We start from the raw sequence: 24,513 nt of genomic DNA, 5'->3' as shown, positions 1-24,513 counted from the left end.
CTGGGCGCGCAGAGGGCGCGTCTCCTCGCAGCGTCTGTGGGTGATGTCGTGTCACGAAGGTCACAGGGCAGAAGATCCTCCGGGCGGACCGCGGTGCGCCTCGCCGCCGTCCTGGCGCTCGGGCTGGGACTGGCGCCGCCGGTCGCCGCCGGCCCCGCCACCGCCACCGCCGCTCCCGTCACCGCTCCGCTCTCCCCCGCCGTACGCACTGCCGCCGCCACGGCCGCCGACGACGGCATGGAGCTGTCCCGCACCGTACGGCCCGTGGCGCCCGGCACCACACTGACCTCGTTCGACCGGCTGGAGCCGGGCAAGTGGCTGCGCGCCGACGCCCTCAGCGTCGATCTCGACGGCGGTGCGGAGGTCGACTACCTGTCGCCGGGCTCGGTCTCCGACCGCGCCACCGTCTCCGAGCTGGCCGCCGCGCACGACCCCGGCCCCGGGCGCCGCACCGTCGCCGCCTTCAACGCCGACTTCTTCGACATCAACGAAACCGGCGCCCCGCTCGGTCCGGGCCTGGACGACGGCGAGATCACCCACTCCCCCGCCCCCGGCGTCCACGAGGCGACCGGTTTCGGCGCGGACGGCGCGGGACGCGTGCTGGATCTGTACTTCGAGGGCACCCTCACCCTGCCCGGCGGGACCGAGCCGCTGGCCGCCTACAACGCCGCGAACGTCCCCGCCGGCGGCATCGGCGCCTACAACGCCCGGTGGGGGTCCGCCGACCGCGCCCTGGCCGTGGACGGCGCGTCGCGGGTCACCGAGGTCACCGTCGCCGAGGGCCTGGTCACCGGGGTGGAGGACTCCCCCGGAAGCGGCCCGGTGCCCGAGGGCGCCACCGTGCTGCTCGGCCGGGACGCGGGCGCGGAGGCCCTGGCCGCGCTGGCCCCGGGGGACCGGGTGAGCTGGGAGTACGAGCTGCGCACCGACGGCGGCGAGTTGCCCCGTACCGCGGTCGGCGGCCGCGGCGTGCTGGTCGAGGACGGCGAGCCGCGCAACTGGGACGGGCGGCCCAACAACACCGCCGCCCCCCGTACCGCCGTGGGCTTCTCCCGGGACGGCTCCACGATGCACGTGCTGACCGTGGACGGCCGGCAGGCCGCGTCCGGCGGCGTCACCCTCACCGAACTCGCCCTGATGATGGACGAGCTGGGCGCCCACAACGCGCTCAACCTCGACGGCGGCGGCTCCTCGACGCTGGTCGCCCGCGAGCCCGGCTCGGACACCCCGCGGTTGGAGAACAGCCCCTCCGACGGCTTCGAACGGGAGGTCCCCAACGGACTGGCCGTCACCGCCCCAGACGGCAGCGGAAGTCTGGAGGGCTTCTGGGTGGAGACGGCCGCGGAACCGGCCGAGGCCCCCTCGGCGGACAACGTGCCCGGCGGCCATCCGGAGCGGGTCTTCCCCGGTCTGACCCGCGCGCTCACCGCCGCGGGCCACGACGAGACGTACGGCCCGGCCGACGGCCCGGCGGGGCGTCCGGAAGGAGCGGCCCCCCGCTGGCACAGCTCCCGTCCCGAGGTCGGCCGGGTGGACGGCGACGGTGTCTTCCACGCCCGCGCGGCGGGTACGGCCGAGGTCGTCGCGCGCCGCGGCGACGCCCGCGGCTCCACCACCCTGACGGTGCTGGGCCCGCTGGAGCGGATCGCCCCCACCCGGGAGCGGGTCGGGCTCCCCGAGCCCGGCGTGGAGGCCCCCTTCGGCTTCACCGGTTTCGACGCCGAGGGTCACAGCGCCCCCGTCGATCCCTCGGACGTGGCGCTCGACTACGACCGCTCGCTGTTCCGCATCGACCCCGACCCGGCGCGCGGCGGCTTCACCGTCGCCGCCACCGACGCAGCCGAGTCCGCCTCCGGGCTGGTCCGGGCGACCGTCGCGGGGAGGAAGACGGTCCTGGCCGTCACCGTCGGCCTGACGGACCGCGACGTGGCGCGCTTCGACGACGCCGGAAGGTGGACCTTCAGCGCCGCACGCGCCTCCGGTTCACTGGCCGCCGACCCCGCCGGGCACGAGGGCACCGGGCTGCGGATGGAGTACGACTTCACTCAGTCCACCGCCACCCGCGCCGCCTACGCCGGTCCCCCGGAGCAGATTCCCGTCCCCGGCCAGCCGCAGAGCTTCACCCTGTGGCTGAAGGGCGACGGCAACGGCGCCTGGCCCTCGCTCCACCTCACCGACGCCGAGGGCACCTCGCAGATACTGCGCGGCCCGCACGTCACCTGGACCGGTTGGCGGCAAATCGCCTTCGAGGTACCCGAGGGCGTCGCCCATCCGCTGAAGGTGCGGCGGTTCTATCTGGCCGAGACCCGGCCCGGCGAGCTGTACCGCGGCGAGGTCGTCCTGGACGAACTGACCGCCCGGACCCCGCCGGACGTGGACCTGCCCGCCGCCGCCCCCCACCGGGACCCGTTGATCTCGACGGCCGCGGACACGGCCGGGCGCGACTGGCGGTTCGCGGTGGTCTCCGACGCCCAGTTCGTCGCCCGCGACCCGGACGGCGAAGCGGTGCGCAAGGCCCGGCGCACCCTGCGGGAGGTGAGGGCGGCCCGGCCCGACTTCGCCGTGGTGAACGGGGACTGGGTGGACGAGGGCTCGCCCGGGGACCTCGCCTTCGCCCGCCGGGTGCTCGAGGAGGAGCTGGGCGGGGAGGTGCCCTGGTACTACGTGCCGGGCAACCACGAGGTGATGGGCGGTTCCATCGACGGCTTCCGGGCGGAGTTCGGCGACGCCCACCGCTCCTTCGACCACGAGGGCACGCGTTTCATCACCCTCGACACCTCCTCACTGACCCTGCGCGGCGGCGGCTGGGAGCAGATCCGGATGCTGCGGGAGCGGCTGGACGCCGCCGCCCGCGACGAGGGGATCGGCTCGGTCGTGGTGCTGGCGCACGTACCGCCGCGTGATCCGACCCCGCAGCGCGGCAGCCGGCTGACCGACCGGCTGGAGGCGGACCTCCTGGAGGACTGGCTCGGCGAGTTCCGCCGCCGCACCGGCAAGGGGGCGGCGTTCGTCGGGTCGCACGTCGGCGTCTTCCACGCCTCCCGGGTGGACGGCGTGCCGTATCTGGTCAACGGCAACGCGGGCAAGGCGCCTGCCGCGCCCGCCGGCGAGGGCGGCTTCAGCGGCTGGTCGCTGGTCGGAGTCGACAAGGGCTCCGGCCGGGACTGGATCTCGGTCCAGACCCGTGCCCATGTGGACGGGCTCTCCCTGACCGCGCCCGGTTCCGTGGCGGCGGGCGGCGCGCCCGGGAGGGTCACCGCGACGGTCGTCCAGGGCGAGGGGAGCGGCGCGCGTACGGTGCCGGTGGACTGGCCCCTGAGCGCGGACTGGACCGGCTCGCGGGGCCTGTGCACCGGGAACGCGGAGCGGGCGCGGGCACGGGCGGGCTGCGTCGCCCTCCTCGATCCGGTGGCGGGCACCCTGAGTGGGCTGCGGCCGGGGACGGTGACCGTGGCGGTGACCGTGAACGGCGAGCGGATTCAGCGGCGGGTCACGGTGGTGCGGTGACGCGCGGCGGCGGTACGGCCGGGGCGCGGGCCCGGCCGTACCGCCGCTTCGGGGCGGGACGGCTCAGTCGCGCGGCGCGGCCTGCTCCTCCTCGCGCACCAGCTTCCGGGAGGCGCGCAGGCTGGTGATCGTGGTGACGACCAGAACACCGCAGATGACGGCCAGCGACACCGGGGTGGAGATCTCCGGGACGTGCACGCCCTGCTCGTGGAGGGCGTGCAGCACCAGCTTGACTCCGATGAAGCCGAGGATGATCGACAGCCCGTAGGACAGGTGCACCAGCTTCTTGAGCAGTCCGCCGATGAGGAAGTAGAGCTGGCGCAGGCCCATCAGGGCGAAGGCGTTGGCGGTGAAGACGATGTACGGGTCCTGGGTCAGGCCGAAGATCGCCGGGATGGAGTCCAGGGCGAACAGCAGGTCCGTGCTGCCGATGGCCAGCATGACTATCAGCATCGGCGTCATCAGCCGCCTGCCGTTCTCGACGACGAACAGCTTGGTGCCGTGGTACTGGGAGGTCGAGGGGAAGCGCCGTTCGACCATCTTCAGCAGGCGGTTCTCCTCGTACGCCTCCTCCTCGTGGCCCTCGGCCTCGGCGCGGGCCTCGCGCACCAGCTTCCAGGCCGTCCAGATGAGGAAGCCGCCGAAGATGAAGAAGATCCAGGAGAAGGTGGAGATCAGCGCGGCGCCGGCCGCGATGAAGATCGCGCGCATCACCAGGGCCATGAGCACGCCGACCATCAGTACGCGCTGCTGGTAGATGGTGGGCACCGCGAACTTCGCCATGATCAGGACGAAGACGAAGAGGTTGTCGACGCTGAGCGACTTCTCGGTGATGTAGCCCGCGGCGAACTCGCCCGCCGCCCGGCTCTCCCCGGCGGCGTACAGGCCGACGCCGAAGAGGATCGCCAGGACGACCCAGACGATCGTCCAGGTACCGGCCTCCTTCATGGAGACCTCGTGCGGTTTGCGTCCGCCGATGAAGAAGTCGACGGCGATGAGGGCGCACAGGCCGACGATCGTCAGCGCCCAGGTGGTCGTGGAAACGTCCATGCAGGAATCCTCCGGCTCCGGTTGCCGGAGGTCTCCTCCGCCCTGAGCCCGGCCGGGCCGCGGGCCGGTGCCCCGGGGCCGGTCACACCCGGCCCGTACTGACGGGAACACCGCATACGGGAGTACTCCCCTCCGCTCAAGGAAGGGTAAAGCAGAGCCAAGAAAAGGCAAAGCAGAAGGGGGCGGCCGCGGCTCGGCCCCCGTCAGCCCCGTCAGCGCCCGTGCCGCCGGCGGGTCTCGGCCACCTGCCCCAGCACCCTGGACAGGACCGTGCTGCCGGCCGGCACCAGCGGCGGCTCGTACGTCCACGCGTGGCCGACCCAGGGGTCGGCGAGGTGGTCGTCGGGCACGGGGGTGATCCGCAGCAGTGACCGCCACAGCGGGTCGAGCACGGGTCCGTACTCCCGCGCCTCCTCCCGGTCGGCGACCATCATCAGATGGACCCCGGCGGACGGCCCCTCGTCCGCGAGGTAGCGCAGCCGGTTGACGGCGTGGTCGTCGAAACCGTGCGGGAAGTCGTGGACGATCAGCAACTGCCCGGCCAGATCCACGTCCGGCGGAAGCGCGTCGGTGGCGCGGGTGCGCACCGCCATCCGCACCAGCTCGACGCGGCGGGTCAGCCCGGCGAGCACCGGGGCGACGCCCCGCGGGCCCGTGACGGGCGGCTCGCGCAGCGCGCCGGACTCCGTCAGCGGGGCCAGGGCGGACGCCGCGGCGCCGGTGGGGTCGAGCACGTGCACGGTGAGATCGCCGGCCGGGTGGACGGCGAGCAGCCGGCCGGCGACGGCGGTGGCGAGCTCGCCGGCCAGGCGGCGCCTTCGGTGCGGGTCGGCCGTGAGGGAGGCGGCCGAAGAGGTGCGCCCGGCATCGATCCACAGCCCCCGTTCCAGGGGCAGCCGCACCAGCATGGGGATGCGCAGGCCGCTGTGCTCGGGAAGGCCGAGGTCGCCCAGGCGCACTGCCATCGGCGCCTGGGCGGGCACCCGGTAGGCGTCCCAGACGGGGCTGTCCCAGCGGGCGAAGGCGGGCGGCAGGGCCGGCTCGACGACCTCGGACTCGGCGGTGAGCTGGGCGAGATCGCGCTCGAGGGCGGCCCGGGCCCGGCCGACGAGCTCGGCGCGGCGCTCCCCGGCCCGGGCGCGGGCGGCGTCCGCGCCCGGGCCGAGCCTGGAGCGCGGGTCGGCCAGCACCTCGTCCAGTTCCCGCTCCATGCGCGAGTCGGCGAAGTCGACCGCGCCGCGGTAGGCGGCGGTGGTACGGGCCAGGTCCTCGAACATGCCCCAGATCTGGTTGTGGAGCCGCTCCTCCATGCTCCATCCCGGTCCGTCGCCCGCCACGGGCCGGTCCGGCGTTCCGGGCCGGGCGGAGGACCCCGCCGGTGCGGAGGACTCCGCCGGTGCGGAGGGCGCCGCGGAGGGCGGCGGCCCGGCCGCCGTACGGGGCGCGCGGCGGGGGTGACGGTAGTCCACCGGCCCCGGGGCGGCGGACGCGGGCGGTGCGGACGGCCCCGCGGGAGCGGGCCGGAGCGCCGTGGCGGCTTCCGGCGACGTGTCCGGGAGCGTCTCCGGTGCGGTGTCCGGCCTGCCGGCCGGCGCGGTACGCAGGCCCCGCCCCCCGCCCCCGGTGCGGGCCGGCGGCGCCGCGGCACGGGCCGCGCCCGGGGCGACGGCCTCCTCCACGGCGGCGGCCACCTCGCGCGCCCGGGGCAGTCCCTGGTCCTCCAGCATGGCCGCGAGCCCGCCCGCGTAGCCCTGGCCGACCGCGCGTACCTTCCAGGCGCCCTGCCGGCGGTAGAGCTCCACCGCGACGACGGCGGACTCGGCGCCGAGCCCGGTGACGGTGTAACCGGCGACCTCGGTGCCGTCCGGGCCGGTGACGGCCACGACGGGGGCGGCCAGCGCCCCGAAGGAGAGCGGCCCGCCGGCCCCGGCGGGCAGGGCGAGCAGCACGCTGACCCGGTGTACGGCCTTCGGGAGCGCTTCCAGGTCCACCGCGATCCGGTGGTCGGCGGCGGCCTGCCGGGAGACCTCCAGTCCGGGCAGCCGGGGAGAGCCGGGGTGGGCGACCCAGCCCGGCTCGCGCAGCCGTCCGGCCTCGTCGCCCAGCGTCGCCCCGGCGACGACCGGCCCTCCCGCCGACACCCGGACCTCCAGACGGCTCCCGGGCAGTGGGTGGTTCTGTCCCCGGACCAGTTCGGCCGCCATCGCCGCGCCCCCTCCTGCGTGTGTTCCGCTGTGCTCCGCCGCGGGCCGGTGCCTCACCCCGCCGGGGACTCCCGGCCCGGCCCCGGACGGAACCCGGACGGACGCGGCACCGCGAACCCCTCACCCCCCGTGGCCTCCCCGCGGCCGCTCGCCCCTCCTACAGCAGGGGGGTGATCGAGGGCATCAGGTCCTGGAAGGTGCGGCCGTTGGCCTCGGTGCCCAGGGCGGTCATCTGCCAGCCCTCGCCCTGGCGGTGGACCTTAGCCATGATCTGCGCGGTGTGCCGGCCCCCGCCGGTGAGGGTGTAGCGAGCCAGTTCCTGACCGTTCGTCTCGTCCACCAGCCGGCAGAAGGCGTTCTGCACCTCGGCGAAGGTCTGGCCGGTGAAGGAGTTCACGGTGAAGACGATCTGGTCGATGTGGACCGGGACCCGCTGGAGGTCCACCAGGATCGCCTCGTCGTCGCCTCCCTGCCCGGCGCCGCCGACGAGGTTGTCGCCGGTGTGCCGCACGGAGCCGTCGTCGCTCACCAGATGGCGGAAGAAGACGACGTCCACGGGCTGCTGCCCGGCGAAGAGCACGGCCGAGGCGTCCAGGTCGATCTCCTGGGTGCGGCGGCCGAACAGACCCCGGCGGGGAGCCGCCTGCCAGCCGAGCCCCATCCGCACCGCGGTCAGGGTGCCCCCGTCGGACTTCTGCAGGCTGACCGCCTGCCCCTTGGACAAGTTGACCGTCACGTGCGTTCCCCTCTTTCCAGCCATTGCGATCGGCCGCCGCATGAGGCGACTGCCACGAACCCTACGCACCGCCGTCGGCGGCGCGGACGGGACGGGTGGGCTTTGTGTCGTTCCTGCAACACTCGCCCGCGCTCCGCCGCCCCGCATCGCCCTCACGTCACCGCAGGCCCGCCTCCTTCATCTGCCTCAGTTCCTTCTTCAGTTCGCCGACCTCGTCGCGCAGCCGGGCGGCCACCTCGAACTTCAGCTCGGCCGCAGCGGCCCGCATACGCTCGGTCATCTCCTCGATGAGTTCGGCGAGTTCGGCGGCGGGCCGGTCGGTGGGCCGGTCGGTGGGCCGGCCCTTGCCCGCCCCGCCCCGTGCGCGGTCCCCGTCCGCGCCCGCCGCGCGGCCGAGGTCGGGCACCGGGGCCTTGGCCCGGCGCTCCTCTCCCGCACCGGCCTTGCGGTAGCCGCTGTCCAGCAGCTCCCGGGTGTCGACCTCCTCGCGGGCGATCGTCGCCACGATGTCGCCGATCTTCTTGCGCAGGGGCTGCGGGTCGATGCCGTTCGCCTCGTTGTAGGCGATCTGCTTGGCCCGGCGCCGGTTGGTCTCGTCGATGGCCTTGGCCATCGACGGGGTGATCTTGTCGGCGTACATGTGCACCTGGCCCGAGACGTTGCGCGCCGCGCGGCCGATGGTCTGGATCAGGGAGGTGCCCGAGCGCAGGAAGCCCTCCTTGTCGGCGTCGAGGATGGCCACCAGCGAGACCTCCGGCAGGTCCAGGCCCTCACGCAGCAGGTTGATGCCGACCAGCACGTCGTACTCGCCGGCGCGCAGCTCGCGCAGCAGCTCCACCCGGCGCAGGGTGTCCACGTCGCTGTGCAGGTAGCGGACCTGGATGCCCAGCTCCAGGAAGTAGTCGGTCAGGTCCTCGGCCATCTTCTTGGTCAGCGTGGTGACCAGGACGCGCTCGTCCCTCTCGGTGCGGGTGCGGATCTCGTGCACCAGGTCGTCGATCTGGCCCTCGGTGGGCTTGACCACGACCTCCGGGTCGACCAGGCCGGTGGGGCGGATGATCTGCTCCACCACGCCGTCCGAGCGCGACAGCTCGTACTGCCCCGGGGTGGCCGACAGGTAGACCGTCTGCCCGATGCGCTCCAGGAACTCCTCCCACTTCAGCGGGCGGTTGTCCATCGCGGACGGCAGCCGGAAGCCGTGGTCGACCAGGGTCCGCTTCCGCGAGGCGTCGCCCTCGTACATGGCGCCGATCTGCGGGACGGTGACGTGGGACTCGTCGATGACCAGCAGGAAGTCGTCGGGGAAGTAGTCGAGCAGGGTGTGCGGCGGGGAGCCCTTCCCGCGGCCGTCGATGTGCAGCGAGTAGTTCTCGATGCCGGAGCAGGTGCCGATCTGCCGCATCATCTCGATGTCGTACGTCGTCCGCATCCGCAGCCGCTGCGCCTCCAGAAGCTTGCCCTGCTTCTCCATGCGGGCCAGGGTCTCCTCCAGCTCCGCCTCGATCCCCGCGATGGCCCGCTCCATGCGCTCGGGGCCCGCGACGTAGTGGGAGGCGGGGAAGACGAACAGCTCCCGGTCCTCGGAGACGACCTCGCCGGTGAGGGGGTGGAGCGTGGAGAGGGCCTCGATCTCGTCACCGAACATCTCGATGCGGACGGCCAGCTCCTCGTAGACGGGGAAGATCTCGACCGTGTCGCCGCGCACCCGGAAGGTGCCGCGGGTGAACGCCATGTCGTTGCGGGTGTACTGGATGTCGACGAAGCGGCGCAGCAGCGCGTCCCGGTCGAACTCCTCGCCGACCCTCAGCGGCACCATCCGGTCGACGTACTCCTGCGGTGTGCCCAGGCCGTAGATGCACGAGACGGAGGCGACCACGACGACGTCGCGCCGGGTGAGCAGCGAGTTCGTCGCGCTGTGGCGCAGCCGCTCGACCTCCTCGTTGATGGAGGAGTCCTTCTCGATGTAGGTGTCCGTCTGCGGAACGTAGGCCTCGGGCTGGTAGTAGTCGTAGTACGACACGAAGTACTCGACGGCGTTGTTCGGCAGGAGCTCGCGGAACTCGTTGGCGAGCTGGGCCGCGAGCGTCTTGTTCGGCGCCATCACCAGAGTCGGCCGCTGGAGCCTCTCGATCATCCACGCGGTGGTCGCCGACTTGCCGGTGCCGGTCGCGCCCAGCAGGACGACGTCCTTCTCGCCTGCCGTGACGCGCCTGGCCAGCTCGTCGATGGCCGCCGGCTGGTCGCCGCTGGGCTGGTAGGGACTGACGACCTCGAAGGGCGCCGTCCTGCGTTCGATCTGGGTCTGGGGCCGCATGTCCACCACGTTACGTCCCCCGACTGACAACCGGGGACGGCTTCCGGACCCCGCCCGGAACGCGGCCGGAGTACGCCCGGAGCACGGCCGGAGCACGGCCGCGTCCGGCCACCGGCGAGGGGTTTCCCTGAAGCGTTCAGGTTCTGTCCACTTCCCGCCCATGTAACCGGCCGCCGATGCCGGAATGCTTCTGGGGTCAGTGCACCGAAGACGTGAGGAGTCCCCCGTGCCCCTACGCCCCGCTGCCACCGTCACCGGTTCACTCGCCGGCCTCTGCGCGCTCGTCCTGTCAGCCGTCCCCGCCCAGGCCGCACCGATGGCGGAGGCCCCCGTCCCCGTCGCGCACCGCGGCGCCTCCGGTTACGCGCCCGAGAACACCCTGGCCGCCGTCGACGCCGCCCGTGCCCTGGGCGTCAAGTGGGTGGAGAACGACGTGCAGCGCACCAGGGACGGCGAACTCGTCGTGATGCACGACGCCACCCTGAGCCGCACCACGGACGTCGAGGAGGTCTTCCCCGACCGCGCGCCCTGGAGGGTGGCGGACTTCACCGCCGCCGAGATCGCGCAGCTGGACGCGGGAAGCTGGTTCGACCCGCTGTACGCGGGCGAGCGGGTGCCCACCCTGGAGCAGTACCTGCGGCATCTGGACCGTACCGGCCAGAACCTGCTGCTGGAGATCAAGCGGCCCGAGCTCTACCCGGGTATCGAGGCCGACATCCTGGGCGAACTGCGCGGCGAGGGCTGGCTGGACCGGCGGCACGTACGGAGCAAGCTGATCATCCAGAGCTTCGGGGCCGACTCGGTGCGGGCCGTGCACGAGCAGGCGCCGGCCGTCAGGACCGGCTTCCTGGGCACCCCCGCCGTGGAGGAGCTGCCGCTGTACGCGCGGTTCAGCGACCAGATCAACCCGCCCCACACCACCCTGACCGGGGAGTACGTGCGGCGGGTCCAGGCCCTGAAGGGCCCCCACGGCAAGCCGCTGGAGGTCTTCACCTGGACGGTGAACAGCGCGGAGGCGGCCCGCCGGGTCGCGGCCATGGGCGTGGACGGGATCATCTCCAACTACCCGGACGTCGTCCGGGACGCCACCCGGTCCGGTGCCGGGGACGCCGCCCGGGACGGCGGGCGGGAGGACTCGCCGGAGGCGGCCCGCGAGGAAGCGCGGCAGGAGTCCCGGGAGGAGGAGCCGGGAGAGGAACTGGAGGAGGCGATGGAGGAAGCGCGGGAGGCGGTGCGTGAAGCGGGGGTCGCCTTCCCCGCCGCCTGACCGGCCCACCGCCGGGCCCAACGCCGGGCCCGCAGCAGGACCCGCCGCGGGCCGCGTCCGCACACCGGCCCGCGGCGGGGGCCGTTTCCGTAGACTCGCCCCATGACCGAGACACCGGCCGGAAGCGCGGCCACGGCCACGGCCTGGACCGTACGGGACACCCCGGTCGGCCCGCTGCTGCTCGCGGCGACCGGACGGGGGCTGGTGACCGTCGTCTTCCACGCCGGGGAGCGGACGGTGCGCCGGTGCCTGGCCCGGCTGGCCGCACGGCTGGGCGCCGAGCCGGCCCCCGGCGGGGACGATCCGGTCCTGACCGAAGCGGCCCGGGAGCTGGAGGCGTACTTCAGCGGCGGTCTGCGGGAGTTCTCCCTGCCCCTGGACTGGTCTCTGACCTCCGGGTTCAACGAGCGGGTGCTGCGGGCACTGGCCGGCTCCGTGCCCTACGGCAGCACCGTCGGCTACCAGACCCTGGCCGACCGCGTCGGCGAGCCGGGCGCGGCACGCGCGGTGGGCGTCGCCATGGGCTCCAACCCGCTGCCGGTCGTGGTTCCGTGCCACCGGGTGGTGGAGAGCGGCGGCGGGCTGGGCGGATTCGGCGGCGGACTGGAGACCAAGCGGACGTTGCTCGCGCTGGAGGGGATCCTTCCGGCGCCCCTGTTCTGAGCCGTCCCACGGTCTTCCCGCACCGGGCCGGGTCCGCGATCCGGGGTCCGGGGTCCGGGGTCCGGAGCGGAGGCTCCCGCCCCGGTTCCCCCTGTGGCGAACCTCGCTTCCCGTGTGTCCCCGCGGGCCTCCCCCGGCCGCCTCCGGCTGGCAGACTGCCCTTTCGTGAAGGACACCTCCCAAACCGCCGACGCCGCTGACGGCCTCCCCGGCATACCCGGCCCCCGCGGCACCGCCGCGGTCCCCCGCGCGGCCGACCTGGCCGCGCTGCGCCGCCGTACCACCGCCGTACTCGTGGCGGGCCAGATCCTGGGCGGGCTGGGTGTGGCCACGGGCATCGCGCTGGCCGCCGTGCTGGCCGAGGACGTCAGCGGTTCCGAAGGGCTGGCCGGTCTGGCGATGACGTCGTCGGTCCTGGGCACGGCCGTGCTGTCCCTGCCGTTCGCCGCCCTGACCGCCGCGCGCGGCCGCCGCGCGGGCCTCACCCTGGGCTATCTGGTCGGAGCGGCGGGCGGGGGCGTGGTGGTGCTCGCCGCCGTCCTGGGCAGTTTCCCCCTCCTGCTGCTGGGCACGGCGGCCTTCGGCGCGGGCTCCGCCGCCAACCTCCAGGCCCGCTTCGCCGCCGCCGACCTGGCCGAGCCCGCCCACCGCGGACGGGCCATCTCCACGGTGGTGTGGGCCACCACCGTCGGCGCCGTCCTCGGTCCGAACATCGCCGCCCCGGCCGGGCGGAGCGTCGAGGGACTGGGCATCCCCGAGGCGGCGGGCCCGTTCCTGTGGGGCGCGGGCGTCTTCCTGCTGGCCGCGGCGCTGGTGTTCGTCCTGCTGCGGCCGGACCCCCTGCTCACCGCCCGCGCCCTGGCCGCCGCCGACGGGCACGCGCCGGAGTCCGCCGAGAGCCGCTCGCTGCGCGCCGGGCTCCGTGCCGTGGCGGCCTCGCCGCGGGCCCGGCTGGCCCTGGTGGCCGTCGCGGCCTCCCACGCCACCATGGTCTCGATCATGGTGATGACCCCGGTCGACCTCGGCCACCACGGCGCCGGCATCGAGCTGATCGGTCTGGTCATCAGCATCCACATCGCGGGCATGTACGCCTTCTCCCCGCTGATGGGCTGGCTGTGCGACCGGATCGGCCGGATCTCCGTCATCCTGGCCGGCGTCGCGGTGCTGGCGTGCGCGGCGCTGGTCGCCGGTACGGCGGACGGCGACCACGTCCTGAGCGCCACGGGCCTGTTCCTCCTCGGGCTGGGCTGGTCGGCGGGGCTGGTGGGCGGTTCCACGCTGCTCACCGACTCGGTGCCGCACAGCGCCCGCGCGGCCGTCCAGGGGCTGTCCGACCTGTCCATGAACGCCGCGGCCGGAGCGGGCGGCGCGCTCGCCGGCCTGGTCGTCGCGCAGGCGGGCTACGGCTGGCTCAACGCGATGGGGGCGGCCCTGCTCCTGCCGGTCGTCGCACTCGCCCTGCGCCTGAGGCTCCGCCCGCCGGCCCCGGACGGCCGGTGACGCCCCGGGCCCGCCGCACCACCGCGGCGCGCGGGCCGGGCCCCGCGGTCACCCCCTGGGGTACACCTGGAAGGCCACGGCCCGCCGCCCGCCGGTCTGTTCGGCGAGCATGTCCATCACGCCGGTGACGAACTCGCGGGCGTACTCGGCGGGCTCCTTGTCGCTGAGCGCCCCGATGTAGGCGCGGTGCTCGGCGAGGGAGGCGACGGCCCGGTCCACGTCCTCCCGCGCCACCTCCACGGCGTGCGTCGGCCGCGGCGATCCCGCGACCGCCACCCAGCGCACCCCGTCCCACGGCTCCAGGCCCCGGTCCGCCAGGTCGGTGAAGATCCAGCGGTTGCCCGCGTCCCCGGCCGCGTCCAGCACCGCGCGGCCGACGGCCCGGTGGTCGGGGGTGTTCCAGTTGACGCCGCCCCAGGTCTCGTGGTGGTTGAGGGTGATGAGCAGTTCGGGCCGGTGGCGGCGGATCGCGGCGGTCAGGTCGCGGCGCAGGGCGACGCCCTCCTCGACGACCCCGTCCCGGTGGTCCAGGAACTCCACCTCCTCCACTCCGACCACGGCCGCGCTCGCCCGCTGCTCCGCCTCCCGCACCCGTGCCGCCCGCTCGGGCTCCATGGTGTCGATCCCGGCCTCGCCCCGGGTGGCCATCAGATAGGCCACCTCCCGCCCGGCGGCGGTCCACCGGGCGATCGCGGCGGCGGCGCCGTACTCCAGGTCGTCGGGGTGCGCGACGATCGCGAGCGCGCGGTTCCAGTCCTCGGGCATGGGGCTGAGCCGACCGTCCACGGTGGCCTCCTTCGCGGCAGCGCTGTGAGCCGGTTGTGCCGTACCGGGCCAGTATGCGGCCGGGTCAGCGCCAGCCGTACCGCCGCTGGAGGCTGTGTGCGACCCGGTTGAACCTCGCCCGGTCCAGCGCGCACGCCTCGCGCCGCATCCCCCGCGGGTGGACGCGCAGCACCCGGTCCAGGTCCGCCCACGAGTCCCGCCCGGAGCGGTCCCAGGGGCCGGAGCCGAGCGGCACCCAGTCGTGCTCGCCGTCCCGCCGCCTGCTGGAGAGCTGGACGGCCAGCAGGGTGCCGGTCGTCTCGCGCGCCACGACCAGGACGGGCCGGTCCTTGCCCCGTCCGTCCATCTCCTCGTAGGGCACCCAGGTCCAGACGACCTCGCCGGGGTCGGGGTCGCCGTCCGGATCGGGTGCATAGACCATCCGGACGGCGCCCACCTCGTCCGCCCGCGCCTGCGTCGTCGCGGTCGGCCCCGCGCTCCCCGGAGCGTCCCCGAACCCGTCGGCCGCCCTCACCTCGTCCATCGCCATGGGCTCACGCTATCGGCACCGCCGCCGCTCCCCCGCCGCGCGGTCCGCCGGCCGCGGCGGCCGGGGGCCCGGCCGCCGCGGCGGAAGTCCCGTGCGCGGCAGGGCCGGTGTGCCGGTACTCACACGGCGGGCCCGGAAACGGGCCGGGGCCGATACGGTGTGAGCGTGTTGCCTTCCTCCCGCTTTCTGTCCCGGTCCCCGCACCGGCTCTGCTGTTTCAACGGGTCCCTCCACCGGCGCCCCCCGCGGGCGCGGTGCCGTCCGGCGGCCCGGAAGGAGCACGCCGTCCGCCCGCCCGCCGGGGCCGGCGCGGCGCCCGGACGGACGGTCGTCTGCCCGCGGTTGTGCGGCCACCTGCCGCCCCCACCGCCGCCCGCGTCCCACTGAGACCGCCGGCCGCGGGAGCCGCACCGGCCGCGGGCTCAGGAGTAGGGGCAGTGGCGGACTCCGTCGAGATGCAGGCAGCCGCCCTCCCCCATCCGCCAGGTGTACTCCTTCGGTTTCCCCTCCTCGGGGAAGGTCACGAGCGTGCCGTCCCTGACTTCGTAGCGGCCCGTGACCATGCTCGTCCCGGCCTCCTGGGTGAAGAAGCCGTCCTCGTAGAAGCTGAAGACGGTCGTGTCGAAGTTGGCGGACCGCTCGGTGCTCCAACTGCCCACCAGTTCCGCGGGGAGGGACCGGCCGCCGGCGCCGGCCTCCCCGGCGGCTGCGCCGTCCGGCCCCCCGGTGCCGTCCGTCTGACCGCATCCGCCCAGCAGCACACCGGTCGCCACCAGTGCGGCCGCGACCGTTCGCCGTGTCGTGCTCACGACCCCCGCCTCCAGTCCGTTCGTTCGGCGACGCACGGTACCCCCGCGATCACCGTGACGACGGCGGTGTGCGTGAATACGGCCGCCTACGCGGGAAAGTCGGTCAGTTCGTCTCCCCGACCGGGCCCCTGTCGGCGTACGCCGTCTACGACCGCGGCCGGGCGTCCGCGCCGCACCGCGCTCCGGCGGTGCGGCGGGCGGGGTTGCGAACAGCTCTCGAATAAGTGTCCATGAGTGCTCTCCAGGCGTCACGAGTGACATACGTTCCTGCGTATGAACCTGACGGAATGGGCACGCGCACAGGGCATTGCGCCCCGCACGGCGTACCGCTGGTTCCGTGAGGGCACGTTGCCGGTCCCCGCGGAACGCGTGGGGCCTCGCACGATCCTGGTGAACATCGACGCGAACACCTCACCCACCGTGACCGGTGGCGCGGGCCTGTACGCCCGCGTCTCCTCCCATGATCAGAAGCCGGATCTGGAGCGGCAGACCGCCCGGTTGTCGGCGTGGGCGGCGAAGGCCGGCCACAAGGTCGTCCGTATCGAGTCCGAGATCGGGTCGGGCATGAACGGCGGCCGGCCGAAGGCGAAGCGGCTCCTGGCGGATGCGAGGGTGACCACGGTCGTGGTCGAGCACAAAGACCGCCTCGGCCGGATGAACGTCGAACTGATCGAAGCCGCGCTGTCCGCCTCCGGCCGCCGCCTGGTGGTCCTGGACGGGGGCGAAGCCGAAGACGACCTCGTGCGCGACATGGTGGAGGTGCTGACGTCGTTCTGCGCCCGCCTGTACGGGCGTCGCTCCGCGAAGAACCGCGCCCGCAAGGCCCTGGAGGCGGCGGCCGCCGGTGAGTGAACCCAAGAAGCCGCGACCGATCGAGGCGCCGTTCGTCGCGCCGGGGCCGTCCGGGGTGGCGATACGCGACCGCCTCAAGCACCTCACCACCGAAGACGACAAGGTGCTGCGACTCGTCGGCGGACACCTGGGGCGCCTGGCCTCCCAAGACCTCAAGACCCGGTGCGCCGATGGCCTGGACCACATTACGGACACGTGGGCGGCCCGCAAGCAGGGCCTGACGGCCTCCTCGTCCTCGCGGTGGGCCGGGGCGATCACGAAGGCCACCCACGATCAGTGGGCGCTCTCCCGGCGCTGCCGGCTCGCCCACATCCACGGTCTCGAGGCCGGTGTGCGCACCCTGACGCACCGCCTGTCCCAGCCCATCGGGGAGAGGGGCACCAGGCGAGCCCCCGGCGGATACCGGTCCAGGGGCGAGTGGTTCCACAAGTCCCGGCGCCTGGCTGCCTTGGAACACCGCCTCGATGTGGCTCGTGCGGAGCGTGAGGCCGGTGTCGTGCACGTCGTGCGCGGCGGCCGACGCCTGCTGGGCAACCGTCACAACCTCGAAGCCGCCCAGCTCACCGAGACCGCGTGGCGCAAGCGGTGGGAGGCCGAGCGCTGGTTCCTCGCCGCCGGCGGCGAGTCCGGCAAGCGGTACGGGAACGAGACCATCCGCGTCACCCCGGAGGGCGAGGTCTCCCTCAAGCTGCCCGCACCGCTGGCCCACCTGGCGAACGCCCGCAACGGCCGGTACGTCCTCGCCTCCCGCGTCGCCTTCGCCCACCGAGGCGGGGAGTGGCGCGACCGCATCAGTGAGAACAAGGCGGTGGCCTACCGCATCCACCTGGACGTGGAACGCGGACGCTGGTACCTGACCACCTCGTGGACCCGGCCCGCGGTCAGGACGGTTCCGCTGGACACCGCCCGCGCTCAGGGCATGATCGGTGTGGACACCAACGCCGACCACCTCGCCGCCTACCACCTCGACCCACACGGCAACCCGATCGGCAACCCGCGCCGGTTCTTCTACGACCTCACCGGCTCGGCCGGCCACCGAGACGCCCAGATCCGGCACGCCATCAGCCGGCTGCTGCACTGGGCCGGCCGGTGCGGGGTGAAGACCATCGGGCTGGAGAACCTGGACTTCACCGCCGAGAAGACCCGCGAGAAGCACGGGCGCCGCAAGCGGTTCCGGCAACTCATCTGCGGCATCCCCACCGGCAGGCTCAAGGCCCGGCTCGTCTCGATGGCCGCCGAGCACGGCCTGTCGATCGTGGCCGTCGATCCGGCTTACACGTCGATGTGGGGAGCTCAGCACTGGGCCAAGCCCCTCACCTCGAAGAACAGGAAGATGTCCCGTCACGATGCCGCCGGCATCGCGATCGGGCGACGCGCCCTCGGGCACCCGGTCCGGCGACGGACGGCACCGCCCCACGACGACCGGAGTGATCGTCGTGGGCATCGGACCGCCCAGGCCGGACCGGGAGCCGGAGGGCGTGAGGGAACCCGCCCACCCGTCACGGAGCGTGCACACGATGCACGTCGCCGGATCGGGGAACAGCGAACGCGGGAACCCAGCGCATCCAACACCGTTCGGGATGCGTGCAGTTCCGGGAGCCGGCATCAGATGTCACTCCTGGACACTGCTTAGGAACGGTGTCTCAGCACCAGCCGCTGACCGGACCGTTGACGCCCGACCACACATAGGCGTCGCTGATCCAGGTGCCGTCGCTCAGTCTGTTCCACAGGCTCGTGGTGCCGTAGCGGCCGGTGTGCGAGGTGCCGGAGGCGGAGCAGGAGACGGTGACCGTGGCTCCGTCCGCGGCCGAGCCCGCGACCGCGTAGCCGGTGCCGGGACCGGTGCGCCTGTTGACGTAACCGCCCCCGTTGGCGTCGATCACGGCCTGGTTCAGGCCCAGCGCGCCGTAGTTGTACAGCGTCCCGCCGGCGCCCACCCGTACGCTTCCGTGCATCGCCGAGCCCTGGTAGGCGGCGGAGCCGTTGTAGATCACCCACTTGCCCAGGTTGTGGCCCGCGATCGGGATGTACGAGCCGTTCTGGATCAGGCCGAAGTGGACGTGGCGGCCGTACGCGGCGCCTCCGCAGGTGACGTCCGTGCCCGTGTAGCCCAGAAACGCGCCGGCGCCGACCCAGCCGCCGTCGGTGCTGATGTTGTTCCACAGGTGGTAGTAGTCGGTGGCGTAGCCGCGGTCGTGGACGACCCGTATCCAGCCCCGGCACATGGTGTAGGCCGTGCCCTGCCGGGCGGCGCGCACCACCTCGTCGCCCCCGGCGAAGTCCAGCGAGCTCCACGGCGCCGCGCTGCCACTCCAGCCGTGGGGGCCGCTGGTCATGACCGTGTTGGCGCCGACGGTCGTCGGCAGCGCCATGCCGGTGCGGTAGTCGCCCGCGCCGTACGCGACGGCCTCGCCGTCGCCCGGGCCGCCGTCTCCAGGAGCCTTGTTCCGACCGCCCTGTCCGTCCTGCCTGTCCTGTCTGCCGTCGAGCCCGGCGAACAGGGGTTTCTCCCGGGGTTCGACCAGCGGGGAGCGCCGGGACAGCTCGGCGAAACGCTCCTCTCCCTCCAGGGCGACCCGCCATGCCCCGCCCCGTCGCTCGGCCAGGAACAGCCAGCCCCTGGGCATCCGCTCCGAGCCGGGCTCGGTCGCCAGCACGGCCGTGCCGAAGGCCCATCCTCCCGCGTCACGGGTGACGTTGACGCGCGTAGTGTCGTGCGCCGACGCGGCTTCGGCCCCGGCACGCCCGCGTTCGGCGAGGCGTTCGGCCACGGCCGCCTCCGGTCCGGCGCCCTGCCGGTCGCCGGCGGCGGCCCCCGCCGGGGCGGCCAGGGACAGCGCCCCCGCCAGGGTCAGCACTGCGGTGGTGATGCCGGTGATCCGACGGGCTCCGGGTCTTCTCCAGCCGAACATGCGGTCCTCCTCGGCAGTCGGGGGCACCGCTTGTGACGGCACCTCCGATTTGAATGGACACCGTCAAGCTAGAAGGCGTCGTCTCCCCTGCCAAGTGCGCCTGGGGGAGCCCGGCCCCTCCCGTCCGGGCTCCCGTGGGCCTCAGTGCCTCAGTACAGACTCAGGCCGTACGCGGCCAGGACCTCGGTGACCGGCTGGTAGTACGTGGTGCCGCCGTAGGCGCAGTTTCCGCTGCCGCCCACGATGACGCCGAGGGCCGTGGTGCCGGAGAACGCGGGGCCTCCGGCGTCGCCCGGCTCCGAGCAGGCGTTCGACCTGAACAGTCCGTGGACGGCGCCGCCGCCGTAGTTGACCGTGAGGTTGACCGCGGTGACCGTGCCGCAGCGCAGCCCGCTGGTCCGGCCCACGTGGCAGACGGCCTGGCCCACGCGCGGGGAGGCGGCCCCGGTGATGTCCCGGACGGCCCCGCCGCCCAGGCTCACCTCGCCGGGGTAGGACAGGGAGGTGTTGGTGTAGCGGACGACCCCGTGGTCGTCACCGGGGAAGCTGCTGCCCACGGTGGTGCCGACCGGCACGGTCCGCGCCGCGTCGGCGTACCAGGTGGAGACCCCACCCGCGCAGTGGCCGGCGACGAGGCCGTGGTACGCGCCGTCGCGGCGGGCGTTGAAGGCCACCGTGCATCGGCGGCCGTCGCCGCCGTACAGCACATCGCCGCCGCGTATGGCGGTCGGCGTGGTGGAGGCGGCCGGGACGGGGGCGGCGGCGGCCGTGGGCGCGCCGAGGAGCACGGCGGCCAGAGCGGCCAGTAACGCCAGGACGGTCGCGGGGACGGGGGCGGGCGGGCGTCTCATGGTTCCTCCCGGTGGGGACGGTGCCGGCGGATGGCGCCGGTACACCGATGGTGGGGAGGAGCTGCCCCCTGCGCCAGACCGCCCGGCCCGGCCGTCCGCCCCGCGCCGGGCGGTCTCAGCCCCCGCACTGCCGCAGCATCGTCTTCTTGTCCGGTTCGGTGACCGGCATCTCGTACTCCAGGGCCACCTGCGCGAAGCGCACCGCGTAGGCGCAGCGGACCGGCTTGTTCGGCGGCAGCCAGGAGGCCGGACCGGAGTCACCCTTGGCCGAGTTGGCGCGGCCCTCGACCGGCAGCAGGTTCAGCGGATCGTTGGCGAGCCGCTTGCGCTTGTCCTCCGGCCACCGGGAGGCGCCCATCTGCCAGGCGTAGGACAGCGGCACCACATGGTCGATCTGCACCTCGGCGGCGTCCTGCTTCTTCCAGTCGATCTCCTTGCCCGTGTAGGGGTCGGCCAGCGTCATGGCGACGACCACGCAGTCGGAGCCGGAGCGGAAGCGCAACTCCTGGCCGTCACGGGCGAGCAGGTCGTTGCGGGTGTCGCAGCCGTTGCGCGCCAGCGGCACCCCGTCGGCGGTGTCCATCCACGCGTAGCCGAACTCGTCCCGGTCGTACCCCGTCCTGGGCCCGCGCCCCTTGGTCGCCAGTTCCGACACGATCTCGCGGGCCCTCTCGCGGTCCGCCGCGGAGGCCACCGGTGCCAGCCCGGGCTCGGTACCCTCCTCGTTCTCCAGCGGGCTGACGGCGCGTCCGGCGGACGAGCCGGACTCCGTCCCCGGGGAGGGGGATTCGAGGTCGATCGACTCACACGCCGTCAGGGACAGGGCGGCGCTCAGCACGAGGGCGGTGGCGGAGACCGGGCGGAGGACTGGTATCGGCACGGGTTGTCCAGGGGTCGGGGCGGGTACGGGCGGCGGGCCCGCCGCTGCGGACGGGGCCGGTCCACCGTCCATCCTTCCCCGGTGCCCGGGGCGAAATCCGATTGCCGCCCCCGGCCGGACGGAGGACGGTGGGTGGCTGTCGAAGCCGATCGATCCCACGGGGGTGCGCCATGACCAGTCACTTCGAAGCCATCGGCCTCGAGGCGGGCAGCAGGCAGGAGTACGGCGAACTGCTGCGGCGACTGTACGCCCTCGGCAGTGCGGAGCCCGTCGGCGGGGGTGCGGTGCGGGTGGTGTGGACCGGCGCGGGCGGCGCCCGCGTCGAACTGGAGATCGACGGCGAGGGCTCGCTGACACACGTACTGCCCGCCCTGGTCCCCCGGGGGGCGCCGGTACCGGTACGCGGCATCGCCCTGGCCCCGGACGGGGTCGCGCACCTGGAGCTGCTGGACGGCGAGGACGGCCGGACACTGTGCCCGCTGCCGGTGGAGCTGACCGACCGCGCGGAGCTGCGCGCGCTGGGAAGGGAGCGGGGCGGCGCGCCCACCGAGGGGTTCGTGCGGCTGAGCGCGCTCGCCGAGCGGATCGGCGTGTACGCGGACCGGGCGGCGTACGACGCGGCGCAGCGGGGGCGCGAGCCGCGTTTCGCGCCGGAGTACCTCATCCCCTCCGGGCTTTTCCGCCCCGAGGACTCGGGCCGGGAGTGGGCGCCCGCGGCGCAGGCCCTGTTCGCGGGCGGTGTGGTGGCCGCCGAGCGCGTCGAGAGCGAGATCGGCGGCGGGGTCTTCCACCGCCTGAGGGTGCGAACGCTCGGCGGGGTCGAGGTGGACGTCGCCGCCTCCGACGCTCAGCTCCCGCACGCCCCGGCGCCGGACGGCTGGGTGGGCCGCTGGGTGGAGGGGGCCTTCTTCATGACCGGCTCGCTGGGGCTGGGGATGCCCCGGGGCGCGGACCGGTGACAGGACGCGAGCCGCCCACCGCGACACCGGGAACGGGCGCGGCGGGCGGCTCGTGCGGCTTCACGGGAGGAAGCCGCGCGGACGGGCGCCGGGCCGGGGCCGGGGGGCGGTCAGGCGGCGCGGTCGCCGAAGCGGGCCGCCTCCCAGAAGTCCGGCCGGGGGTCCAGCGCCGCCGCCAGGCGGAAGTGGCGCAGCGCCTCCTCGTCGCGGCCCGCGCGCTCCAGGGTGCGGCCGAGCGCGAAGTGCGCGAAGGAGTTGTCCGGCTCGCGCTCCAGGACGATCTGGAACTCCTCCTCGGCGGCGCGCAGCTGGGCGCCGAGGAAGAACGCGCGGGCACGCAGCAGCCGGACGGAGGTCTTCTCCGGGAAGGCCTCGACGACGGACTCCAGGAGCTTCAGCGCGCCCCTGGGATCGCGGGCGGCCAGCAGCTGCTCCGCGGCGCGGTACTGGATGACATGGGTCTCGGGCGTGGTCTCGGGCACGTCGACGCCTCCTCGACCGGGATCGGCCGCACCGCACTGGCCGCGGGATCACGGGTCCTTCGGGTACGGGGGTGCTTACGGGGGCGTCGCGGAAGGCCCGGGAACGTCCCGCGGCGCCTTGGTGTACCGCCACGGCAACGCACCCGCCGCGCGGGCATATTCCCGCTGCCCTGTACGGGGATCCTTCCCGGCGCGAGGGGCTGTCAAGCACACCGCGGCGGCCGCGGACAACCCGCCGCGCCCGGTCCGGGCGGCCTCAGGCCCACCGGTCGGCGCGTTCCCTCAGCCGCCGCCAGACCTCGGCGACCTGGGGCTCCAGCTTCTCCAGGGGGCCGTCGTTGTCGATGACGATGTCCGCGACCGCCAGGCGCTGCTCGCGTGTCGCCTGGGCGGCCATCCGGCCCCGGGCGTCCTCCTCGTCCATGCCGCGCAGCCGCACCAGCCGGTCGAGCTGGGTGTCCGGGGAGGCGTCGACGACGACCACCAGGTCGTACAGGGGCGCCAGGCCGTTCTCCGTCAGCAGCGGTACGTCGTGCACGACCACCGCGTCCTCGCCGGCCGCGCGCTGGAGTTCGGCCGAGCGCGCCCCGACAAGCGGGTGGACGATCGCGTTGAGCGCCTTCAGCCTCCCGGGGTCGCCGAAGACGATCGAGCCGAGCTTCGGCCGGTCCAGGGTGCCGTCCGGGGCGAGGACCTCCTCGCCGAACTCGGCGACCACCGCGGCTAGCCCCTCGGTGCCCGGCTCGACGACCTCGCGGGCGATCCGGTCGGCGTCGACGATCACGGCGCCGTACGAGTCGAGCAGCCGCGAGACCTCGCTCTTGCCCGCGCCGATTCCGCCCGTCAGCCCCACGGAGAGCATGGCCGCGCCTCCATATGTGTCCGTGCCCGCACCGCGCCCCGCGCCGGGGCCGCGTACCGCACACGGGTTCGTCCGCGGCGGCTGCCGTCACCCTATCCAAGCGGGGCGTGGCCCGGTCAGGACAGGGGGCCGCCGGCCTCCCCGGAGTCCCCGTCCCCGGTCCCGCCTCCGCTCTCGCGCTCGGCCAGGAAACGCTCGAAGACCTCTCCCAGCTCCTCGGCCGAGGGCAGTTCGACGGGCTCGGCGACCAGGCTGCCGCGGGTCTCGGCCCCTGCCACGGCGTCGTACTGCTGCTCCAGGCCGCGGACGACCGCGACCAGTTCGCCGTCCCCCTCGGCGAGCTGCCGCTCGATCTCCTCCCGTACGCGGTGCGCGTCCGTGCGCAGCGACCGGGTGATCTCCGGCAGCACCAGCCCGGTGGCCGCGGTGATCGTCTCGACCACGGTCAGGGCGGCCTCGGGGTAGGTGGAGCGGGCCACGTAGTGCGGGACGTGCGCGGCGAAGCCCAGCACGTCGTGGCCGGACTCGGCCAGCCTCAGCTCCAGCAGCGAGGCGGCGCTGCCGGGGACCTGTGCCTCGTCGAAGGGCGTCTGCCGCACGGGGGTGAGGTCCAGGCGGTTGCCGTGCGGGGTGAGGCCGACGGGGCGGGTGTGGGGCACGCCCATGGGGATGCCGTGGAAACCGACGGACAGCCGCACGCCGAGCCTGTCGACGATCTCGCGCACGGCGGCCGTGAACCGCTCCCACTCGACGTCCGGCTCGGGTCCGGCCAGCAGCAGGAAGGGGGTGCCGGTGGCGTCCCGCAGCAGCCGCAGGTCCAGCCGGGGGGTGTCGTAGGACGCCCAGTGGTCGCGCCGGAAGGTCATCACCGGCCGGCGGGCGCGGTAGTCGACGAGGCGGTCCACGTCGAAGCGGGCGACGGTCGTGCGCGGGCCGCCGTCCAGCAGCCCCTGGACGATCTGCCCGCCGGTCTCGCCGGCGTCGATGAAGCCCTCGAAGTGGTAGAGCATGACGAGCCCTGCACTGCCCGGCTCACCGATGACCGCCTCGGCCTCCGCCAGGCCGGTCGGATCCCATGCGTACAAACCCTGCGGGTCCAGCACCTTCGCCGCTCCTCCGTGTCGCTTCCGTCTGTCGGCAACATCCGCCGCCGTGTGCGCATTCCCCTGGCCGGGTGACCGGAAGGCCTCTTCGGCAACGCATCGTGCCATCTTCGGCACGGCCCCGGCACCGGGGGGCCGCCCGGCACCCCTGCGGGGGCCGATGCGGAGGCGGGAACGCCGCATGGCCCCCTCCCCGGGCGGGGAGGGGGCCATGCCTTGTCGCGCTACCTCGGGTTACCGCGCGCCG

20 protein-coding genes are annotated in these 24,513 nt (G+C 74.1%); 7 read left to right on the top strand and 13 right to left on the bottom strand.

Annotation, left to right across the window (positions count from 1 at the left end):
- Positions 1 to 237: 237 nt before the first annotated feature.
- Positions 238 to 3,507, top strand: coding sequence for a phosphodiester glycosidase family protein (locus ACW69E_RS07040; RefSeq protein ID WP_457497429.1), 3,270 nt, complete (start codon positions 238 to 240; stop codon positions 3,505 to 3,507).
- 63 nt (positions 3,508 to 3,570) lie between these two features.
- On the opposite strand, the gene ACW69E_RS07035 is transcribed toward ACW69E_RS07040, so the two are convergent.
- The 4 genes from ACW69E_RS07035 to uvrB all read right to left on the bottom strand — a co-directional run bounded on the left by ACW69E_RS07035 (position 3,571) and on the right by uvrB (position 9,811).
- Positions 3,571 to 4,557: a TerC family protein gene (locus tag ACW69E_RS07035; RefSeq protein WP_457497315.1), complete on the bottom strand. Its 987-nt coding sequence runs from the start codon at positions 4,555 to 4,557 to the stop codon at positions 3,571 to 3,573.
- 212 nt (positions 4,558 to 4,769) lie between these two features.
- Positions 4,770 to 6,761 carry a TerD family protein gene (locus ACW69E_RS07030; protein ID WP_457497314.1) on the bottom strand — a complete coding sequence of 664 codons (1,992 nt, stop codon included), beginning with the start codon at positions 6,759 to 6,761 and terminating at the stop codon, positions 4,770 to 4,772.
- Positions 6,762 to 6,918: 157 nt separating this feature from the next.
- Entirely contained in the window at positions 6,919 to 7,497 is a 579-nt protein-coding gene (locus tag ACW69E_RS07025; RefSeq protein WP_093848354.1) for a TerD family protein, read from the bottom strand.
- Positions 7,498 to 7,654: 157 nt separating this feature from the next.
- On the bottom strand, positions 7,655 to 9,811 hold the full coding sequence (gene uvrB, locus ACW69E_RS07020; protein ID WP_457497313.1) for an excinuclease ABC subunit UvrB: 2,157 nt from the start codon (positions 9,809 to 9,811) through the stop codon (positions 7,655 to 7,657).
- A 226-nt stretch (positions 9,812 to 10,037) separates the two neighbouring features.
- Here uvrB and ACW69E_RS07015 point away from each other — a divergent pair, with 226 nt between their 5' ends.
- The 3 genes from ACW69E_RS07015 (at position 10,038) to ACW69E_RS07005 (ending at position 13,241) form a co-directional block, all read left to right on the top strand.
- A complete protein-coding gene (locus ACW69E_RS07015; RefSeq protein WP_457497312.1) occupies positions 10,038 to 11,078 on the top strand; it encodes a glycerophosphodiester phosphodiesterase in 1,041 nt (346 codons plus the stop codon).
- A gap of 102 nt (positions 11,079 to 11,180) precedes the next feature.
- Positions 11,181 to 11,741: a methylated-DNA--[protein]-cysteine S-methyltransferase gene (locus tag ACW69E_RS07010; protein WP_457497311.1), complete on the top strand. Its 561-nt coding sequence runs from the start codon at positions 11,181 to 11,183 to the stop codon at positions 11,739 to 11,741.
- A gap of 213 nt (positions 11,742 to 11,954) precedes the next feature.
- Positions 11,955 to 13,241, top strand: coding sequence for an MFS transporter (locus tag ACW69E_RS07005; protein WP_457497428.1), 1,287 nt, complete (start codon positions 11,955 to 11,957; stop codon positions 13,239 to 13,241).
- Positions 13,242 to 13,289: 48 nt separating this feature from the next.
- On the opposite strand, the gene ACW69E_RS07000 is transcribed toward ACW69E_RS07005, so the two are convergent.
- From ACW69E_RS07000 to ACW69E_RS06990, 3 genes are all read right to left on the bottom strand, one after another.
- On the bottom strand, positions 13,290 to 14,006 hold the full coding sequence (locus ACW69E_RS07000; protein ID WP_457497427.1) for a PIG-L deacetylase family protein: 717 nt from the start codon (positions 14,004 to 14,006) through the stop codon (positions 13,290 to 13,292).
- 85 nt (positions 14,007 to 14,091) lie between these two features.
- Positions 14,092 to 14,550 carry a type II toxin-antitoxin system PemK/MazF family toxin gene (locus ACW69E_RS06995; protein ID WP_457497426.1) on the bottom strand — a complete coding sequence of 153 codons (459 nt, stop codon included), beginning with the start codon at positions 14,548 to 14,550 and terminating at the stop codon, positions 14,092 to 14,094.
- Between the two features lie 428 nt (positions 14,551 to 14,978).
- Positions 14,979 to 15,365: a hypothetical protein gene (locus tag ACW69E_RS06990; RefSeq protein ID WP_457497310.1), complete on the bottom strand. Its 387-nt coding sequence runs from the start codon at positions 15,363 to 15,365 to the stop codon at positions 14,979 to 14,981.
- Between the two features lie 273 nt (positions 15,366 to 15,638).
- Here ACW69E_RS06990 and ACW69E_RS06985 point away from each other — a divergent pair, with 273 nt between their 5' ends.
- Together ACW69E_RS06985 and ACW69E_RS06980 are read left to right on the top strand one after the other, a co-directional pair.
- Entirely contained in the window at positions 15,639 to 16,217 is a 579-nt protein-coding gene (locus tag ACW69E_RS06985) for an IS607 family transposase (protein ID WP_457497309.1), read from the top strand.
- A complete protein-coding gene (locus tag ACW69E_RS06980; RefSeq protein WP_457497308.1) occupies positions 16,210 to 17,850 on the top strand; it encodes an IS200/IS605 family accessory protein TnpB-related protein in 1,641 nt (546 codons plus the stop codon). The genes ACW69E_RS06985 and ACW69E_RS06980 overlap by 8 nt, the downstream gene beginning before the upstream one ends.
- A 10-nt stretch (positions 17,851 to 17,860) precedes the next feature.
- Here the strand turns inward: ACW69E_RS06980 and ACW69E_RS06975 are convergent, their stop codons facing one another.
- The 3 genes from ACW69E_RS06975 to ACW69E_RS06965 form a co-directional block, all read right to left on the bottom strand.
- Positions 17,861 to 19,156 carry a hypothetical protein gene (locus ACW69E_RS06975; RefSeq protein ID WP_457497307.1) on the bottom strand — a complete coding sequence of 432 codons (1,296 nt, stop codon included), beginning with the start codon at positions 19,154 to 19,156 and terminating at the stop codon, positions 17,861 to 17,863.
- Positions 19,157 to 19,278: 122 nt separating this feature from the next.
- Positions 19,279 to 19,980: a S1 family peptidase gene (locus tag ACW69E_RS06970; protein WP_457497306.1), complete on the bottom strand. Its 702-nt coding sequence runs from the start codon at positions 19,978 to 19,980 to the stop codon at positions 19,279 to 19,281.
- Positions 19,981 to 20,095: 115 nt separating this feature from the next.
- Entirely contained in the window at positions 20,096 to 20,854 is a 759-nt protein-coding gene (locus tag ACW69E_RS06965) for an HNH endonuclease family protein (protein WP_457497425.1), read from the bottom strand.
- Positions 20,855 to 21,030: 176 nt separating this feature from the next.
- Here ACW69E_RS06965 and ACW69E_RS06960 point away from each other — a divergent pair, with 176 nt between their 5' ends.
- Positions 21,031 to 21,819 (top strand): hypothetical protein, encoded by a 789-nt coding sequence (locus ACW69E_RS06960; RefSeq protein WP_457497305.1) that lies wholly within the window; start codon positions 21,031 to 21,033, stop codon positions 21,817 to 21,819.
- 110 nt (positions 21,820 to 21,929) lie between these two features.
- Here ACW69E_RS06960 and ACW69E_RS06955 read toward each other — a convergent pair whose 3' ends face one another.
- The 3 genes from ACW69E_RS06955 to ACW69E_RS06945 all read right to left on the bottom strand — a co-directional run bounded on the left by ACW69E_RS06955 (position 21,930) and on the right by ACW69E_RS06945 (position 24,266).
- Positions 21,930 to 22,301 (bottom strand): tetratricopeptide repeat protein, encoded by a 372-nt coding sequence (locus tag ACW69E_RS06955; protein WP_457497304.1) that lies wholly within the window; start codon positions 22,299 to 22,301, stop codon positions 21,930 to 21,932.
- Between the two features lie 256 nt (positions 22,302 to 22,557).
- Entirely contained in the window at positions 22,558 to 23,163 is a 606-nt protein-coding gene (gene coaE, locus ACW69E_RS06950; RefSeq protein ID WP_457497303.1) for a dephospho-CoA kinase, read from the bottom strand.
- 116 nt (positions 23,164 to 23,279) lie between these two features.
- Entirely contained in the window at positions 23,280 to 24,266 is a 987-nt protein-coding gene (locus tag ACW69E_RS06945; protein ID WP_457497302.1) for a PAC2 family protein, read from the bottom strand.
- Positions 24,267 to 24,513: the final 247 nt, after the last annotated feature.

The organism is Streptomyces sp. SS8 (genome assembly GCF_054072955.1).
This window is presented reverse-complemented; position numbering and strand designations above follow the sequence as displayed.